Raw genomic sequence first — 16804 nt, 5'->3', positions numbered from 1 at the left:
TCTCTACACGGGGGCGGTTGGCGGCCGGGATCGGCGCGGTGGCCTGGGTAGCGGCGGATTGGGCAAGGGCAGGTCCGCCGCAGGTGAACAGTAGTGCGGCGATCAGCCAGGTCGATTTCATTGCTTTCCCCAGTTTCGCAAGGCCCGCTCCCGGCCCCGCATATGACGGTCTCCATTATTGGAAGTCGTCACGGGCGGACTGGTTGCAGGCTTTTGCCGGACGCGGCTTCGGAAAATTTCAAGCCCGATACGGCCGCCGCAGCGAGAAGCTGTTGTCGTCGGTGATGAAGCCGTCATGCACCGGAGAGAGCGTCCCCATCGAGCAGTCGTGGTAACTCAGGACGGCGCGGCACATGTCGCGGCAATAATGCCGAATGCGCGCATGAGTGATTTGTCTCGATTTTTGAATTACCGGCGCGCGCAGTTCCAGCATGTTTCTACTGCATTTCTCCATTCGGCCAGTTCGTAACCCGGATGTCATGCAAGTGCGGCAAAAACAATGGTGCCACGCACACGAGGAACCCAGCGATGAACCCGCCCCATGGTTTCGAGATGGACCGCATCAAGGCGGAAATCGCCGACAGCTTCGACGAGGAGCTGGAAATGGAGATCGACGAAAGCCGCCTGGAATCGCTGTTGGATGACATGTCCGAGCATCCGGAGCAGGCACAGCTCGACCGCCGTATCTATTTTCGGGAACTGTTCCGCCTCCAGCACGAACTGGTGCGCCTGCAGGAATGGGTCCAGTACAAGGGCCTGAAAGTCGTGGTGCTGTTCGAGGGCCGCGATTCCGCCGGCAAGGGCGGCGCGATCAAGCGCATTACCCAAAGGCTCAACCCGCGCGTCTGCCGGGTCGCGGCGCTGCCTGCGCCCAGCGAGCGCGAGCGCACGCAGTGGTACTTCCAGCGCTACGTCGCGCACCTGCCCGCAGCGGGTGAGATCGTGCTGTTCGACCGCAGCTGGTACAACCGCGCGGGCGTGGAGCGTGTGATGGGCTTCTGCGACGAGAACGACGTGGAGGAGTTCTTCCGCTCGGTTCCCGAATTCGAACGTATGCTCGTCCGCTCGGGGATCATCCTGCTGAAATACTGGTTCTCGATCACCGACGACGAGCAGCAGTTCCGCTTCAACATGCGTATCCACGATCCGCTCAAGCAGTGGAAGCTCTCTCCCATGGATGTGGAATCGCGTCGCCGGTGGGAGGACTATACCCGCGCCAAGGAAGCGATGCTGGAGCATACGCACATCCCGGAGGCGCCGTGGTGGGTCGTCGAAGCGGTGGACAAGAAGCGCGCGCGCCTCAACTGCATCGCCCACCTGCTGGAACAGATTCCCTACGAAGACGTGCCCCGCGCGCCGGTGGTGCTGCCCGACCGCGTGCGCAACAGTGACTATATCCGCCAGCCGGTGCCGGAAGAACTCTACGTGCCTGACGCCTTCTGACGACCTTCGGCCCCTGATCGCAGCAGCGCTTCAGGGGCCGCTTGGTCAGGTCGCAGCCGGGTAGTCGGTATAGCCGGCTTCCTCGCCGACATAGGCATAATCGAAATTGGCGGGCGCAAGCGGCAGGTCTGCGCGCAGGCGTTCGACAAGGTCGGGGTTGGCGATGTAAGGCCGCCCGAACGAGATCGCATCGGCCTGTCCGGCGGCGATGCAAGCCGAAGCGGCAGGCCCGTCGAAGCTGCCGTTCTGGATGACGGCGCCTGCAAAATCGCGTCGGAGGTCTTCGATCACCGGCCGCTCGGGCTTTTCCATGAAGCCCGAGGAGATCGGCTCGATCAGGTGGACATAGGCAAGGCCTGCGTCCTGCGCCGCCTTCCCGATGGTTCGGGCAAGTAGCTGCGGGTTCTCGTCGCCCATGCCCTTTCGCGCGCTGGTCGGGCTGATGCGCAGGCCCACGCGGCCCGGGGCAACATGCGCGGTCACCGCTGCGATCGCCTCGCGCAGGAAGCGGGTGCGGTTCTCAACGCTGCCACCGTAGTCATCGCTCCGCAGGTTCGTGCGCGACTGGAGGAACTGGTCAATAAGGTAGCCGTTGGCGGCATGGATCTCGACCCCGTCGAAGCCGGCAGCCATGGCATTGGCGGCGCCCCGTCCGTAGCTGGAGACGGCGCGGGCGATGTCGTCCTCGTTCATTTCGCGCGGGACGACGTAGGGCTTCATCGGCAGCAGCAGGCTGGTGTCGCCCGCGGCGCGCGGCGCGAACGTCTCACCCTCGCCGGCAATGGCGGAGGGGGCGATGGGCAGAGCGCTGTTCAGATAGTCGGGCAGGACCAGCCGGCCCATGTGCCACAGCTGGCAGACGATGCGGCCACCGGCCGCGTGGACAGCATCGGTGACGCGGCGCCATGCCGCCACCATCTCGTCGGTCCAGATGCCGGGAGCGCGATACCATCCCATGCCGAGCGGATCGACGGCGGTCGCTTCCGAAACGATCAGTCCGCTGTCCGCACGCTGGGCGTAATAGGTGGCCATCATCGCGGTGGGCACGTGGCCCAGATCGGCTCGGGCGCGGGTGAGGGGAGCCATGATGATGCGGTTCGGCAGTTCCAGCGTGCCCAGGGTTACGGGTTGGAACAACGGGTCGATGCTCATTCGCGGCTAGTCCTCATTCTTGCGGTGAGGACGCGCATAAGGGAATATGGTTCGTATGCATACTATAAATTGCGGTAAACGCGGTAACTGGCCGATGCGGCGAAGGACCTTGGCGCAAAGAACAGGCGCTGGGGACAATCCCTCTTGGCAAGATCGCTTCACGGTGCCTAGAAGGGAATATAGGACGCAAGCGAACCTATCCCTTGGGGCAGCAGCTTGAATCATAACAGGATGGAGAGATGGACGTGGCCGAAGGCAAGATAGGCGTGGGCATCGTTGGCGCCAATCCCGATGCGAGCTGGGCGGCGATGGCGCACGTGCCCGCTCTGCAGGCGCTGGACGAATATCACATAGCCGCCGTTTCGACCACGCGCATGGAGACGGCGCGGGCCGCTGGCGCGGCGTTTGGGGTCGCTAATGTCTATGACAATCACGCGGCGCTGATCGCCGATCCCGCCGTGGATCTGGTGGTGGTGGCGGTGAAAGTACCCTTCCATCACGAAATCGCCACTGCCGCGCTCGCCGCCGGAAAGCACGTCTACTGCGAATGGCCGCTGGGCCACGGCCTGGCCCAGTCCGAGGAAATGGCCGAGGCGCAGCGCAGCAGCGGCGCACGCGGCTTTATTGGCAACCAGGCGGCTGCGGCGCCGGCATTCCGCTACCTGCGGGACCTGCTTGCGCAGGACTATGTGGGCAAGGTGCAGTCTGTCAGCCTCGTCGCCTCGGGCATGGCCTGGGGGGCGTACGTCGACCAGGCCAATGCCTATTCGCTCGACGAGAAGATCGGCGCGACCATGCTGACGATCCCCTTCGGCCACACGATGGCGGCGCTCGACATGGTGCTGGGCCTGCCGGTAGAGGTGTCGGCAAGGATCGAATACCTGCGCCGTGAAGCGACCGTGGTCGAAACAGGTGAGACCCTGCCGCTCACCGCGCCGGACCAGGTGCTGGTGCAGGGCATCTATGATGGCGGGGCGCCGCTTTCGGTCCATTTCCGCGGCGGGATGTCGCGAGGGACCAACCTTCTGCTCGAAATCAACGGCACCGAGGGCGACATCCAGGTGACGGGCCTGTGCGGTCATGTCCAGATGTTCCCGGTAGCGCTTGCGGGCGGGCGGGGCGATGCGCAGGCGCTCGAACCGCTGCCGGTGCCGGATAGCTATCTGGACGGGGTAGCACTTGAAGAAGGCGTCGCCCGCAATGTCGCCTACGCCTATCGCAGCGTCGCGCGCGATATCCGGGGCGCTACCGGCGAATTTCGCAGTTTCGAAGATGCCCTGCGCATTCACCGAGTGATCGACGCGGTCGAACGCGCCGCGCGCAGCGGCGGCCGCGAAGCGGTCTGACGACAAAGCAAAAAAAACAGATTGGAGAGGAACGGGTAATGAGCGATTTCGACGTCATCATCGTGGGCGGCGGCGGGGCCGGGCTGGCTGCGGCCATCATGGCGCGCCGGGCCGGTGCCAGCGTCATGGTGCTGGAAGCCGACACCAAACTTGGCGGCGCTACCGCGCTTTCTGCGGCTGTCATGTTCGCGGGCGGTACCAGCGTGCAGAAGGCGCGCGGCATCGAGGACACGCCCGATGCCATGTACCGCTATCTGATGACGCTGGCCGCGCATGAGACGGACCCGCGCATCACCCGGATCATGTCGGACGAGAGCGGTCCTGCGCTCGAATGGCTGATCTCGCTGGGTGTTGAATTTCCTGCCGATTACCTGCTGTGTTCGGGCGTGGAGGAAGTGCCGCGCGGCCACCCCAGCCTTGGCGTGGCACCCGCGCTCGTCAATGCCGCAGGGGCCGAGGGCGTGGAAACCGCGCTTGGCACGCGGGTCGACAGGCTGCTGATCGAGAACGGCCGCGTTGTCGGTGTCGAGGCGGGAGGCGAGGAACTGCGCGCCGATGCCGTCATCATTACCACCGGCGGCTTCGGCAATAGCCCGGAGATGATCGCGCAGTGGTATCCCACCGCCGCGCGTCACGGCGACTGGACTTATGCGGTGCACATGGACGCGCCCTTTATTCTGGGTGACGGCATCACTCTTGGCCAGCAGGCACACGCCGAGATCGTCGGCAAGGACAGCGGATTGCTGCTGCCGACAAGTGGGCTGGGCAAATGGATCGAAGCATTCCTGCCGCCATGGATCATGCTGGTGAACGAGCAGGGGCGCCGCTTCATGAACGAGGCGTCGCCCTATGCCGTTTCGGGCTATCAGATCAACGCGCAGGCGGGCGGTCATGCCTTCGCGGTATATGACCATGTTGCGTTGGAGGAAGGCAGTCAGGACATGCGCTTTGCCGATCCGTATCACTCGGGCACAGCCATGCCGACCTGGGAGTACAACCTGCTGACCAAGGCGGCGGCGGACGGGCGCATCCAGAAGGCCGACACGGTCGCCGAACTGGCGGCGCTGGTCGGCGTGCCGGTCGAGGGGCTCGAAGCGGCCATCGCGCGCTATAATGCAGATTGCGATGCCGGCGCCGACGGCCAGTTCTTCAAGCAGATGCCGCGCCGCTTCCCGGTTCGCACCGCGCCGTTTTATGCCCGCGAGGTGCGTGCCAGCGTGATCGGGCAGACCGGCGCCGGCCTCAACATCGACGGGCAGGCGCGGGTGCTGGATGAGCAGGGCGACCCGATCCCCGGCCTCTATGCGGCGGGCGAAGTGCTGGGCTGCACCGTGGGCAAGCGCTATGCGGGCGGCGGCATGGGCATCTGCAATGCGATGGTCTTCGGCCGTCTTGCCGGGGCGGAGGCGGCGAATGCTGCGCTGTCGGTGCGCGAACCGGCATGAGCCGTGCGCGGCCGGGGCGCGGGGTTCAGCCCGTGCCCGGCCGCACCCACGATGGCAGCGCGCGCTCGCTTTCCTGCGCATAGGCCGGGTTGCGGCATTCTTCGAGGATGTCGAGCCGGTCTTCTTGCGGCTGCCAGCCCAGTTCGCTGCGGGCGCGGGGCGAACGCTGGCGGCTGCATGAACACAGGACGATCCGGGCCATGAAGCGGTCCCAAATCGCGCAGCCTTCCTCCACAGTGACACTGCGAGTGCCGGTTCCCAGGGTTTCGGCGATGGCTTTGGCCATGACGCCGTAGGATACCTCGCCCGCCACCGCGAAGTAGAGCGCGCCGGGCTGTCCCTTCTCCAGTGCGAGGCGGTAAAGTTCGGCCAGATCCTCAACATGGACGTTGGAATAGACGTTCAGCCCGCGTCCGATGTGGCACACTGCTCCGGTAGCCCGCGCGGAGTGGTAGAAGTCCGAGATCAACCGGCAGCCCCCGTTGCCCCAGATCATGGGGGGGCGCACGACCATGGCGCGCACGCCGCGCTGCGCGGCTTCGCGCACCGCCAGTTCGATTTCCAGCCGGGGGGCGATCTGGCGGCGCGGCTCGAAAGGTTCGTCCTCGGCGAAGCTGCGCTCGTCCCAGTCGCCGCCGGTGGGGATCGACATGACGCTGGTGCCGCTGGTGAAGATCAGCGCCCGGCCTGACTTTGCCAGAGCGTCAATCAGCGCGCCGACGACCCGCTGCTCATCCTCCAGCATTAGTTGTGCGGCCCAGATCACCGCATCGTGATCCCCGACCATGGCGGCGATGCTGGCGGTGTCGTTCAGATCGCCGAGCAGCGCTGTTGCCCCGAGTTGCTCTATCACGCCGCCGCTTGCCGTATTGCGCGCGAAGCCGGTCACCCGATGGCCGCTGTCCGCCAGATGGCGGGTGATATGGCTGCCGATGTACCCGCTTGCGCCGAAGACCAGGACTTTCATGTTTTTGCTCCGCTCCACCGGCGCCGAACGTAAGTTCACCGCCGTCGAGCGCAAGCATATAATTCACAAGCGAACCACTTGACCGTATTCAACGTCTGTTGAATACAAAGGTGATGATGCGAACAACCGAATCGAAAGGCGCTCCTGCCTCTGCCCCGATCCCGGATACGCCGGGCGCGCGGCGGGTGCTGGAAGCGGCGATCGTGGCCTTTGCGCAGGCCGGTTACGAAGGCGCCAGCCTGCGCCGCATTGCCGGGGCAGCAGGGGTCGACGCCGCGCTGATCGTCCATGTTTTCGGGTCGAAGGCGAAGCTGTGGCAGGCATGCGTGGATACCGTAGCGAACCGGTTGCTGTCCGCACTTGACGGAGCGCGGTTCCTACCCTGCGGTTCGCTGGTCGAGGCGGTTGAGCGCCTGCTGGACATCTTCTGCGCGCACCCGGCCAGTGCGCAGTTCATCCTGTCGGAGATCGTGCGGCAGGACGAGCGTTTCGACTACGTTTTCGTCCGGTTGGTCGAGCCGATCCACGAATTGATGCGCGCGGGCATGGCAGGCGACGGAGCGCTGACCGTGCGCGACGAAATCCGCCTGCTGGCACTCTCCGGCGCCATCGCCACGACGGTCGTTTCGCGCCAGTTCATGGTCCGCAAGGGCCTGCTTTCGCCAGACCTCGGCATGTTCCGCGAGGAACTGCGCCATGCGGTCGGCTCGCTGCTGCAACCCATCCTTGGAACACAAGCAAACAACAATTGAGAGATGTCGAATGTCGCATGATATTGTCGTAGTCGGCGCCGGCAGCAATTCGCTGACGACCGCCTGTTATCTTGCCAAGGCGGGGCTTTCGGTGCTGGTTCTCGAACGCGAGGAGCAGTGCGGGGGCGGTGTAGTGTCGGTCCATACCGACCCGCGTTTTACCCACGATCCGCACGCGATGGGGTACCTCGTTTTGCTGGCAAACCCGGCGATCAAGGATGACGAACTGGAGCTGGAAACCCGCTTCGGCCTAAAATTCGCTTATGCTCCGGCGCCGTTCGCCTCGCTTTATCCCGATGGTGAGGGTCTGATCAGCTACACGAATTTCGACCGCGCGGTGAAGGAGATCGCCCGCTTTTCCGAGCGTGACGCGCGCGCCTATACCCAGCTTGTGGAGGAAGCGAACGAGTTGATGCCGCTGCTGTCGCGCGGTTTCTTCATGCCGCCGATGCCGCATGACGGCTTCATCAAGCTGCTCGACGCCAGCGAGAAGGGCCGCAAGATCCGCGCCGAGCTGGAAGGCAACGTGATCGACTTCCTGAACGCCCGGTTCGAAAGCCCGCACGTCAAGGTGCACCTCGCCAAGTGGGCATCGGAAGTGATGAGCGCCCCCGATTATCCCGGCACGGGCCTCACAATGTACCTGATCCTGGGCCTTGGGCACAAATACGAGATGGCCACCGTGGTAGGCGGCGCCAAGAGCGTGACCAACGCCCTGATCGACTGCCTGAAACACCACGGCGGCGAACTGCGCACCGGCGTCACCGTAGAGCGACTGGTCGGGGCGTCGGGCAAGATTACCGGCGTCGTCACCGATACCGGAGAGACGATCAGCGCCGGTAAGGCAGTGGTCGCCAACATCCACCCCTGGGACATCGGCGCTATGGTTCCGGGCGTCGACAAGGGCATCGCCGAGCGCGCCTCCAAGGTGGAACTGAGCGAATATGGCGCCATCAACCAGCAGATCGCCCTGTCCGAGCGCATCGAGTGGATCGGCGGTAAAGCCTATGACGAGGCGATCCTGGTCGAATGCATGGAGCCGGACTGGGACAACTTCATGCGGCCGTTCCAGTCCTATCGTCGGGGCGAGTTTCCCTACGACGTGTTGCAGCCGCTGGGCGGCCCGCAGTCGAACTTCGACAAGACCCGCGCGCCCGAGGGCATGACCGCGCTTTACCTCTATTGTTTCGCCCCGTTCGAGACGCGCGATGGCTGGGCTGTCGACAAGCAGCGTGCGGCTGATGCGCTGTTCGACTGGTTCTGCAAGTTCACCCACAATATCGACCATTCCAAGGTGCTTGGCCGCCTGATCGAATGCCCGCCCGATCATGCCGCGCACAGCCGCATCATGAAGAAGGGCGACATCATGGGCGTTGCCATGACCGCGCAGCAATTGATGGGCGCGCGGCCTACGCCGGAGCTTTCGCAGTACCAGGTGCCGGGTATCTCGGGCCTGTTCCTGACCGGCTGCACCACCCACCCGGGCGGCCTTGCCACTTTGGGCGGCCGCGCGTCTGCGATGAAGATCTACAAGGAAATGGGCATCCCATACGCCAAGGGTTTCGTGAACTGGTGAGCCTCGCGCAGCCCTGAAACGACGACATTTGAGAGGACAAGACGATGCAACTGCTGACCAAGGACTACGAGAACCTGATGACCGTCGAGAAGATCGAGCGCGACGGCAGCGAACTGGTCATCCACGGCGAGATCATGGGCACCCTGCCGGTGCGCGCCGTGCTGACTCCTGCCGAGGCGCGCAAGGCGCTCAAGCTGCTGGATGTGAAGACGATGGCCTTCGTCGTCTCGATGCTGTTCCGCAAGGGGAACTGAGGGGGAGTTACGCAACTCTTGCCGTTTTCATGGCCGTGTCGCCGTAGTTTTCGGCGAACGGCCCTGGCCCTGCAAAATGAGCGAGCGCGGCATGGATCGCCTCGGGTACTTCCAGCTTTGCCGGATCGAAGCGCGGGTGCAGCAATTGCAGCATCCGGGGCGCCATGTAGCCGAGTTGACCGAGCAGGAACCTGCGGAAACGCCGTTTCGACGCTTTCACCTGAGCCCGGCTCATGCCCTGACGATGGATGCGGAAGATCACGTCGCCCGCGCGCTTGAACGAATAGTTCACGTGAACGAACGCATAGGCCAGTCCCCAGAGCCGCAGGAAGTAGCTGCCCGAAACCGCGTGGAACGCCTCATGGCAGACCGCGCGGTGCTCGAACTCCTCGGCCACGTGCCACAGGATGAGGTTGGCGCCTGCGGGGTCGGCGCCCTCGAACAAGGGCAGGCCCGGGCCCAGCAGGTAAGCAGCGCTGAATGTCGCGCTGTTTTCGAACCCGGCGCAGTAGGCAGCGTTGAAGGCAAGGGAATGGCGGCCGCGGATCGACTGCAACTCGTCCGATATCTTGCGTAGCAGGGGTTTCAATTCGCCGTAACCGGCATCGAACAGGCGTTTGTTGAAGCGGGCGTGCAGCTTCGAATGTTCCGTTTCCTGGCGGATGAATTCGCCGAGCATCGCGCGTAGGGCCGGGTCGCCTTCGCTATGGTCCGCGCGCACTTCGTCGACGACGTTGTTGAGGTAGTGTTCGACGTAAGGAATTACCGCCGACATCGCATTGAAGAACAAGGCGACTTCGGGTGTTCTCGACCAGATGATGGCGTCGCCCTGCGTGAGGAGATCGGGCTTGCGCACTTGCATGGTCGAACCTTCCGGGATGCCCGCCCTGATGCAGGGCGGTAGCCCTCTCGATATGGAATAGGGTTCGCTTACGAACAATTTGCAATCCTGTGCGGACCGCGCCAATGTCTGTGCAAATCACGCCAGACGCCGGAGAGAGGCGCAAGGGATGTCGGAGCGCATATTCGAGATGCGTCGGCGCAAGCTGGCGATTTATGCCGGGTATCTCGGGCAGAGCGGCGCTGACTGGCAACTCGAGGGTCCGGTCGATGCGCTGGCCTATCTCCACTCGCTCGCTGCGGTTGCCATGCAGGCGCCGCCGGCCATGGCGCTGGAAGTCGGCGCAGGTCGCCGCCTCGCGGAACTGGGCATCATCGGCCACCTTATCCTGAGTGCGGCGGACCTGCGGGAAACGCTGGCGGCGTGGGAACATCATGCCGAAATGGCCGGGGAACTGGCAAACATGTCGAGCCGGGTGAGCGGGAAAGGCACCGCCGCACGCTGGCGCACCCAGTTCAGCCCGATGCCGTTTCTCGCCCCGAAACTGGCGCGTTTCGTGGTAGAGGAACTGGTCGCCACGTTCTTTACCTTCGCCCGCGAGGCAACCGGAGCCGAGCTTGCGGACTTCGAGGTGGCACTGCCGTTTGCGCGCGCGCAAGGCGTTGATTACGAGCGTTTCCTCTGCTCGCACGTACGCTTCGAGCAGCGCGCTGCGGTAGTAACCGGGCCGGCCTCGGCGCTGGCCCTGCCGCAAGTGGCGCGCGATGCCGAGACGTTCGATCTCCTGCGCGGTCGACTGCGTGAACCCTCCAGCCGAAGCGAAGGGAATTTGTCCCCAAGACTGCGCGGGAGCTTCATGGCACGGCCGGGCGAATTACCGCGCCTTGCCTCTACGGCCCGTCATCTGGGGATGAGTGCGCGCACGTTGTCGCGGCGCCTGGCGCAGGAGGGCGTGAGCTTCGAACAGGTCCTGTCCGACTATCGCCGCACTGCTGGGCTGGAGCTTCTGCGATCGGACCGGATGAGCGTTGCAGAGGTCGCCCATCTACTTGGCTATCGTAGCGAAAGCGGCCTGCGGCGGGCGTTCCTGGCATGGACGGGAATGCCGATAGGCCGTTGGCGGCAGGTGTCGAAAAAGGAAAAAGGTTCGCTTGCGTAATATATTTGCCCGCCATATACCGTCGGCATGACAGCATCGGGCCTCCGACAAGCCCGCAGAACTGGCCAGGAGAGAAGATGTCCGAAGTCCTCGAACAGATCCAGACTGCTTTTGCCGCCGATCAGGCGCGAGGCTTCCAGAAAGTCACGACCACCGCAGAGCTGCCGCGCAGTTATGAGGAACTGACCGAGGAATGGCTGACGGAAGCGCTGTGCGGCGCGGCGAGCGGCGCCAAGGTCACCGCATTTACGCTGGGCGCGCCGGATAACGGATCGTCGAACCGACGCCGGGTAACGGTTGCTTATAACGAGGCCGGGATCGCGCACGGGTTGCCGACCAAGCTGTTCTGCAAGGCCTCGCACGACCTGTCGAACCGTATGGTTCTGGGCGTGTCGGGCGGCGCCAAGGGCGAGGTCAATTTCTACAATCTGTTCCGCCCGCATATAGAGATGGAAGTGCCGGTTTCCTATTTCGCGGAATGGAACCCGGTCTCGTGCAATTCGCTCATCATGCTGGGCGATATCACCGATTCGGTTAAGTCTTTCTGCGACGATGGTACGCCCATGGACCGTGCCCGCGCTGAGAGCCAGATGCGCCTTCTGGCGCGCCTCCATGCCTCCGGCTATGCCAACCGCGAGGTTGCCGCCAGCCTTGAGCAGATGCCCACCTGGGAGGAGTTCTACTACCGTTCCTGCGAATTCGGGCTCGAATCCGGAATTCGGCGCGCCTTCCACGAGGCCTGCGACATCCTGCCCGCCGACGTCGTCGCGCTGGGCGAGGATGGTATGTGGGACCTCATGATTCAGTCGGTCGAACGCCATGGGCAGCTTCCCCGCACGATCACCCACGGCGATGTGCATCTCAAGAACTGGTACGTCGCCTGGGACGGCGAGATGGGCCTTGGCGACTGGCAGTGCTCGAACGCGGGCCACTGGTCGCGCGACCTTGCCTATACGATTGCCACCGCGCTCAAGATCGAGGATCGCCGCGCCTGGGAACGTGATCTCATCGCCTACTACCTTGCGGAACTCGAGCGCCACGGCGGTCCCAGCGTGACGATGGAGGAGGCCTGGCTGCACTATCGCCAGCAGTTGTGGACCGCGCTGAGCTGGTGGCTGGTGACGCTGTGCCCGCCAGATGGCCTGCCGGACATGCAGCCGCGCGATACTACGGTGGAATTCCTGACGCGCATCGGCGCGGCCATGGGCGACGCAGGTTCGGCCACCGCATTCGCGTAAAGCTACCGTCCGGCCGCGATGGAACGCGGCGGACAGGGGGAGGAAATTGATGGAATATCCAACGATCAGCGCCCGCGCGCAGCGTTTCATGCTCTGGTGGGGCTATGCGATGATGATCATGTTCGGGCTCAGCTACTGGCTGCTGATCCGGTTGCTGCCGCTGAACCCGGCGACGGACACTGCCGCGCAGGTGGCTGCGTTCTATCAGGCTAACAGCCTTCCGATCCGCATCGGAGCGGTGCTCTGTTCATGGTGCGCGGCGTTTGCGATCCCGATCTACGTCGTGCTGGTGGCTCACTGCGTGCGGCTGGAGAAGGGCATTCCGGTCTGGTCGATCCTCCAGTTCGGCGGGGGCATGATGATGACGATCTTCCTCGTCCTGCCGCCGCTGTTCTGGGGCGTGGCTGCGTTCAGCCCCGGCCGTCCCGCCGAGATCACCCTGCTGATGCACGAACTGGGCAACCTGACGCTGGTGACGACCGACCAGTTCTTCATCTTCAACATGGTGCCGATCGCCTATCTGGCACTGTCGCGTCGGGGCCATGCGCTCAATCCGTTTCCGCGCTGGTATGGCTATTATGTGATCTGGACCGCGCTGATGTTCGAGGTGGGTGCTTTCGGGTTCCTGCCGCGCACCGGGCCGTTCGCGTGGAATGGATTGCTGGTGTACTGGATTCCGTTCTCGATCTTCGGAATCTGGATGACGCTGACGATGCTGGTGATGCTGCCAGCGATTAAGCGCCAGGAAATGGCCGAGGCAGCAGAAGCCAAGCGCCATGGCTGAGCCGCGCCGTATCCCGGGAGAAGCCGGGATCTGGGTGCTGATCGGAGGCGAGATGCTGGTCTTCTCGCTGTTCTTCCTGATCTTTGCCTATTACCGCAGCCAACAGCCCGAAGTGTTCAGCCAGTCGCACCTGATGCTTGATCGCGGGATCGGGCTGGCCAATACGCTGGTCCTGCTCACCAGCAGCCTGTTCGTCGCGTTGGGCGTGCGCCGTGTGCGCGAGGGGCAGCCCGGTGACGGGACGTTCTTCCGTGCGGGACTGGCCTGCGGTGCGATCTTCGCCGCGCTGAAGGCGGCGGAATATACCGCGAAGTTCAGCCACGGCATCACCCCGCTGACCAACGATTTCTTCATGTACTACTTCGCCTTCACCGGCATTCATCTGGTGCATGTGCTGATCGGCTCGGGCGGACTGGCCTATCTTTCGTTCGTCGCCTCGCGTGAGCCTTCGCCCTCGCGGACCATGCTGGCCGAGTGTGCAGGGCTGTTCTGGCACCTGGTCGACCTGCTTTGGATCATGCTGTTCGCGCTGTTCTATCTGGCGGGAGGGAGCCATGGATAAGGGCGATCGCAAGCTGCTGATATGGTGGGCGGTGCTGGTGGCGCTGACATTGCTGTCGTTCGAAAGTGGTTTGCAGTGGCTGGGGCAGGCGGGGGCGGGAACCGCGCTTGTCATCGTCATCGCGCTGGTCAAGATCCGCACCGTGGTCCTCCATTTCATGGACGTGCGCGAGGCGCCGTGGGCGCTGCGCGCGCCGCTGGAGATATGGGTGATAGCGCTGGGCGCGGCATTGCCGACGTTGTGGTACGGCCATGTCGGTTGAACGCTGGTGGCAGGTAGGCAGCAAGGCGGCCTTGTGGTCGTTGGCCCTGTCGGCGCCTTGCGCCGCGCTTGCCGAAGAGGGGGGAGAAAGCACCTCCCCCATCGAGGTGAATGTGGTGCCGTTCGTTTGGGCGCCTGATTTCAAGGGCTCGATGCGGAAGGGTCCGCTGGCTGTGCCTCTCGACATTACGGCGGCCGACATTGCCGGCGGCGTGAAGGTAGGCTTCATGGGTTACGGCGACGTGCGCACCCCTGGCTTCATCGCCTCGGGCCACGTCCTCTGGGCCCGCTTTTCCGAGCGTTCGTTCGATCCACTGTCCGGGGCTGAGACCCGGGCGGAACTGACCTCCTTCGAAGCGCTGGCAGGTCCCCGCATCAAGGCGGGCGCGATGGAGATCGCGCCTCTCGCCGGGGTGCGCCACAATCGCCTCAAGGGCGTGCTCAATCCCGATACGCCGGCCGAGATCGCCCTGGAGCGCGGCTGGACGACCGGGATGGTCGGCGCACTTGTGGAGGCGCGCGTGACCCGGTCGCTGACCTTGCGGGCACGCGGTACGGTGGGCGTGGCGGGGCCGGGCGATTTCACCAGCCGCGACCTTGTCCTGCTTGCCGGCTATCGACTTGCGCCCAAGATTTCATTGGTCGGCGGTTACCGCTGGGCGCGTGAGCGGATCACACCGCGTAATCCCGAAAGCGACCTGGGCCTTGCCCTCGACGCGCGCGGGCCCTTGGTCGCGCTGCATTTCGGCCCGTTCTGACGGCTAGTCGGCGAGGTCTCGCAGCGCTGCGCCGAGGTCTAGTGCCTGCCATTCGCGGAGGAAAACCATGAGCAACTGGCGCTGCGCCCGCGCCAGAAAATTGCCGACAAGGCGGGAATCGTCGCGGCCGGAAAGATCCTGATAATCGAGTAGTTCACGCATGATGATCGAGGGAGCGTCGATCATCCACGCCACGCCCAGCACGGCCACAGAAAGCCGGTAGTGCACGCGAAGATCCTGCGCGGTGATGGCCGGACCGCCGGCGGCGGTGTATTCGCGCGCCCATAGTTCGAGCAGGGCATCACGGTGCTCGGCGATGAAATCCAGTTCTGCGGCGCAGATCATGCCAAAGAAGCTCTGCGCGAGGTTCATCTGCGCGGTTGCGCCCCAATCGAGCAGGCCGACTTCCAGCGTGCCGTTCTTGCCGTGGTCGAACCAGGCGTTGTCGAGGTTGAGGTTCCAGTGGCATAGCGCCACACTGTCCGCCGCGTGGTTGAGGCTCTTACGCACTGCTGCCTCGCGCTCCAACGCCAGCGGCGCCTCAGCGGCGAAGCGCTGGAGGAAGGACGGATCGCGAAGGTCCTCGGGGAACAGCGCCGGTGCATCGGCGGCGAACTGCTGGAGGATCGCCAGCTTTTCGGCGAGTTGCTCCGCCGAATAGGGGATCGCGGCGAAGGCGTCGATCGCATTCGGATCGAAGGGAAATGCCTGCTCTGCATCGGCGCCGAGCAACCCGGCGCGGTGTCCGCCGGCCAGCCTTGCCCCGGACCGAGAGAGCGCTTCGTAATAGGGCAGGGGATCGGCCAGCCGGTGATCCAGTGCCTTGTCATGACACGCTTCGATGCCGTGCTGGCCATAGGCGACGCGCTCGGTGATGAGCAGGCTGCTGGCAGTCTGCGGGTCGTAATCACCGAAGTAGAGTTTCGGCACGCGCACCGGGAAGCCCGGGCGGCGCGAGAGCAGGTAGAGTCGGATTTCCGGCTCCACCACGGGCGCGAACAGCGCGCGCAAGGAATCGCCGAAGGGGCGCGGGAACTTGGCGAAGAGAGCCTCGTGAAGCCCCTCTTCCCCGCGTTCGTAAGTCACGTCGAGCTTGAGCTTGGGGCCCATGCCGCCACCCTCGAAAGGTTCGATGCGGGTGATCGCGGTGACGCGGTTGTCCGCGCTCATCGCTCCGGTCGCGCGAAAGGCGCGGGTCAGGAATTCCGGACCGTCGCCGATGAAAGTCTCGATCGAGGTGGGGAACGCCAGTCCGCAGGCCGCGCCGGGCACATGCGTCGGCTCGGCGGGAACCGCTGCCTCAGAAGCCGACGGCATCGCCGCCCTTCAAGCTGAGGATTTCGCGCGCTTCGGCAGGTGTGGCGATTTCTCCGCCGAGGCCTTCGATGATCTGGCGGACCTTGGTAACCTGCTGCGCATTGGTCTTTGCAAGCTCGCCCTTGGCGATCCACAGGGAGTCCTCAAGGCCAACGCGCACATGGCCGCCCATGCTGGCCGCCATCGCCGCGACCGGCATCTGGTTCGCGCCCGCCGCCAGTACCGACCAGCGGTACTGGTCGCCGAACAGGCGGTCGGCGGTGCGCTTCATGTGCATCACGTCCTCCGGGTGGGCGCCGATGCCGCCTAGCAGGCCGAAGCAGGTCTGGATGAATAGCGGGCCCTGGACGAGGCCTTCCTTCCAGAAGTAATGCAGGTTGTAGAGGTGGCTGGTGTCGTAACACTCGAATTCATAGCGGGTGCCGGCGCTGTTCAGGGTCTCCAGCGCATAGCGGATGTCCTTGAAGCTGTTGCGGAAGACCAGATCGTGGCTGGCTTCCAGCATTTCCGGCTCCCAGTCATGCTGGAATTCGCTGTAGCGTTTCAGCATCGGGAACAGACCGAAATTCATCGACCCCATATTGAGGCTGGCGACTTCCGGCTTCCACGTCTTCGCCGGCTCCACGCGGTATTCGACCGGCATATAGGGCGAGGCACCGGTGGTGATGTTCACCACCACGTCGCTGGATTGTTTGATGACGCGCAGGAACGGCGCGAAATCCTCTGGCGTGTGGACCGGCTTGCCGGTTTCGGGATCGCGGGCGTGGAGGTGGACGATCGCGGCGCCAGCCTCTGCCGCTTCCAATGCGCTCTGGGCGATCTGTTCCGCCGTGACCGGCAGATACGGCGACATCGAGGGTGTATGGATCGAGCCCGTGATGGCACAGCTGATGATGGTCTTCTTGGCGGCCATGGCCGAACTCCCGGAATATGTGTTGCCGGCATTTTG

General features: G+C 64.1%; 18 protein-coding genes. 12 read left to right on the top strand and 6 right to left on the bottom strand.

Annotated features, from left to right (window positions below; translation table 11 throughout):
* Positions 1-238 precede the first annotated feature (238 nt).
* Positions 239-433, bottom strand: a complete 195-nt coding sequence (locus tag GVL61_RS09015) for a hypothetical protein (RefSeq protein WP_159979128.1) — start codon at positions 431-433, stop codon at positions 239-241.
* A gap of 95 nt (positions 434-528) precedes the next feature.
* Between GVL61_RS09015 and ppk2 the strand changes: the two genes are divergently transcribed.
* Positions 529-1443, top strand: coding sequence for a polyphosphate kinase 2 (gene ppk2, locus GVL61_RS09010; protein ID WP_159979126.1), 915 nt, complete (start codon positions 529-531; stop codon positions 1441-1443).
* Positions 1444-1488: 45 nt separating this feature from the next.
* Here the strand turns inward: ppk2 and GVL61_RS09005 are convergent, their stop codons facing one another.
* A complete protein-coding gene (locus GVL61_RS09005; RefSeq protein WP_200844680.1) occupies positions 1489-2595 on the bottom strand; it encodes an alkene reductase in 1107 nt (368 codons plus the stop codon).
* Between the two features lie 239 nt (positions 2596-2834).
* Here GVL61_RS09005 and GVL61_RS09000 point away from each other — a divergent pair, with 239 nt between their 5' ends.
* Positions 2835-3941 carry a Gfo/Idh/MocA family protein gene (locus GVL61_RS09000; protein WP_159979124.1) on the top strand — a complete coding sequence of 369 codons (1107 nt, stop codon included), beginning with the start codon at positions 2835-2837 and terminating at the stop codon, positions 3939-3941.
* Between the two features lie 38 nt (positions 3942-3979).
* Positions 3980-5386, top strand: coding sequence for an FAD-dependent oxidoreductase (locus tag GVL61_RS08995; RefSeq protein WP_159979122.1), 1407 nt, complete (start codon positions 3980-3982; stop codon positions 5384-5386).
* Between the two features lie 25 nt (positions 5387-5411).
* On the opposite strand, the gene GVL61_RS08990 is transcribed toward GVL61_RS08995, so the two are convergent.
* Positions 5412-6353, bottom strand: a complete 942-nt coding sequence (locus GVL61_RS08990; protein WP_159979120.1) for an NAD-dependent epimerase/dehydratase family protein — start codon at positions 6351-6353, stop codon at positions 5412-5414.
* A gap of 116 nt (positions 6354-6469) precedes the next feature.
* On the opposite strand from GVL61_RS08990, the gene GVL61_RS08985 reads away from it, so the two are divergent.
* From GVL61_RS08985 to GVL61_RS08975, 3 genes are read left to right on the top strand one after another with little or no spacing between them, the layout of a single operon-like run.
* A complete protein-coding gene (locus GVL61_RS08985; RefSeq protein ID WP_235037590.1) occupies positions 6470-7105 on the top strand; it encodes a TetR/AcrR family transcriptional regulator in 636 nt (211 codons plus the stop codon).
* Positions 7106-7115: 10 nt separating this feature from the next.
* Positions 7116-8681 (top strand): NAD(P)/FAD-dependent oxidoreductase, encoded by a 1566-nt coding sequence (locus tag GVL61_RS08980; RefSeq protein ID WP_159979117.1) that lies wholly within the window; start codon positions 7116-7118, stop codon positions 8679-8681.
* A 44-nt stretch (positions 8682-8725) separates the two neighbouring features.
* Positions 8726-8935 (top strand): hypothetical protein, encoded by a 210-nt coding sequence (locus GVL61_RS08975; RefSeq protein WP_159979115.1) that lies wholly within the window; start codon positions 8726-8728, stop codon positions 8933-8935.
* Between the two features lie 7 nt (positions 8936-8942).
* On the opposite strand, the gene GVL61_RS08970 is transcribed toward GVL61_RS08975, so the two are convergent.
* Entirely contained in the window at positions 8943-9797 is an 855-nt protein-coding gene (locus GVL61_RS08970; protein WP_159979113.1) for a metal-dependent hydrolase, read from the bottom strand.
* A gap of 148 nt (positions 9798-9945) precedes the next feature.
* On the opposite strand from GVL61_RS08970, the gene GVL61_RS08965 reads away from it, so the two are divergent.
* The 6 genes from GVL61_RS08965 (at position 9946) to GVL61_RS08940 (ending at position 14538) form a co-directional block, all read left to right on the top strand.
* The gene (locus tag GVL61_RS08965; protein WP_159979111.1) at positions 9946-10935 is read left to right on the top strand and encodes an AraC family transcriptional regulator; all 990 of its coding nucleotides are present in this window, start codon (positions 9946-9948) and stop codon (positions 10933-10935) included.
* A 77-nt stretch (positions 10936-11012) separates the two neighbouring features.
* Positions 11013-12173 carry a phosphotransferase gene (locus tag GVL61_RS08960; protein ID WP_159979109.1) on the top strand — a complete coding sequence of 387 codons (1161 nt, stop codon included), beginning with the start codon at positions 11013-11015 and terminating at the stop codon, positions 12171-12173.
* A 49-nt stretch (positions 12174-12222) separates the two neighbouring features.
* Positions 12223-12957 (top strand): hypothetical protein, encoded by a 735-nt coding sequence (locus GVL61_RS08955; RefSeq protein ID WP_159979107.1) that lies wholly within the window; start codon positions 12223-12225, stop codon positions 12955-12957.
* A complete protein-coding gene (locus GVL61_RS08950; RefSeq protein WP_235037589.1) occupies positions 12950-13519 on the top strand; it encodes a cytochrome c oxidase subunit 3 in 570 nt (189 codons plus the stop codon). Before GVL61_RS08955 ends, GVL61_RS08950 begins: the two co-directional genes overlap by 8 nt.
* Positions 13512-13781, top strand: coding sequence for a cytochrome C oxidase subunit IV family protein (locus tag GVL61_RS08945; protein ID WP_159979105.1), 270 nt, complete (start codon positions 13512-13514; stop codon positions 13779-13781). Before GVL61_RS08950 ends, GVL61_RS08945 begins: the two co-directional genes overlap by 8 nt.
* Positions 13771-14538: a hypothetical protein gene (locus GVL61_RS08940; protein ID WP_159979103.1), complete on the top strand. Its 768-nt coding sequence runs from the start codon at positions 13771-13773 to the stop codon at positions 14536-14538. Before GVL61_RS08945 ends, GVL61_RS08940 begins: the two co-directional genes overlap by 11 nt.
* A gap of 3 nt (positions 14539-14541) precedes the next feature.
* On the opposite strand, the gene GVL61_RS08935 is transcribed toward GVL61_RS08940, so the two are convergent.
* Together GVL61_RS08935 and GVL61_RS08930 are read right to left on the bottom strand one after the other, a co-directional pair.
* Entirely contained in the window at positions 14542-15855 is a 1314-nt protein-coding gene (locus GVL61_RS08935; RefSeq protein ID WP_159979101.1) for a hypothetical protein, read from the bottom strand.
* Positions 15839-16768, bottom strand: coding sequence for a 3-keto-5-aminohexanoate cleavage protein (locus GVL61_RS08930; protein WP_159979099.1), 930 nt, complete (start codon positions 16766-16768; stop codon positions 15839-15841). The genes GVL61_RS08935 and GVL61_RS08930 overlap by 17 nt, the downstream gene beginning before the upstream one ends.
* Between the last annotated feature and the right edge of the window lie 36 nt (positions 16769-16804).

This window comes from Novosphingobium sp. 18050, assembly GCF_902706195.1.
In the GTDB taxonomy this organism is placed as follows: domain Bacteria; phylum Pseudomonadota; class Alphaproteobacteria; order Sphingomonadales; family Sphingomonadaceae; genus Novosphingobium.
This window is presented reverse-complemented; position numbering and strand designations above follow the sequence as displayed.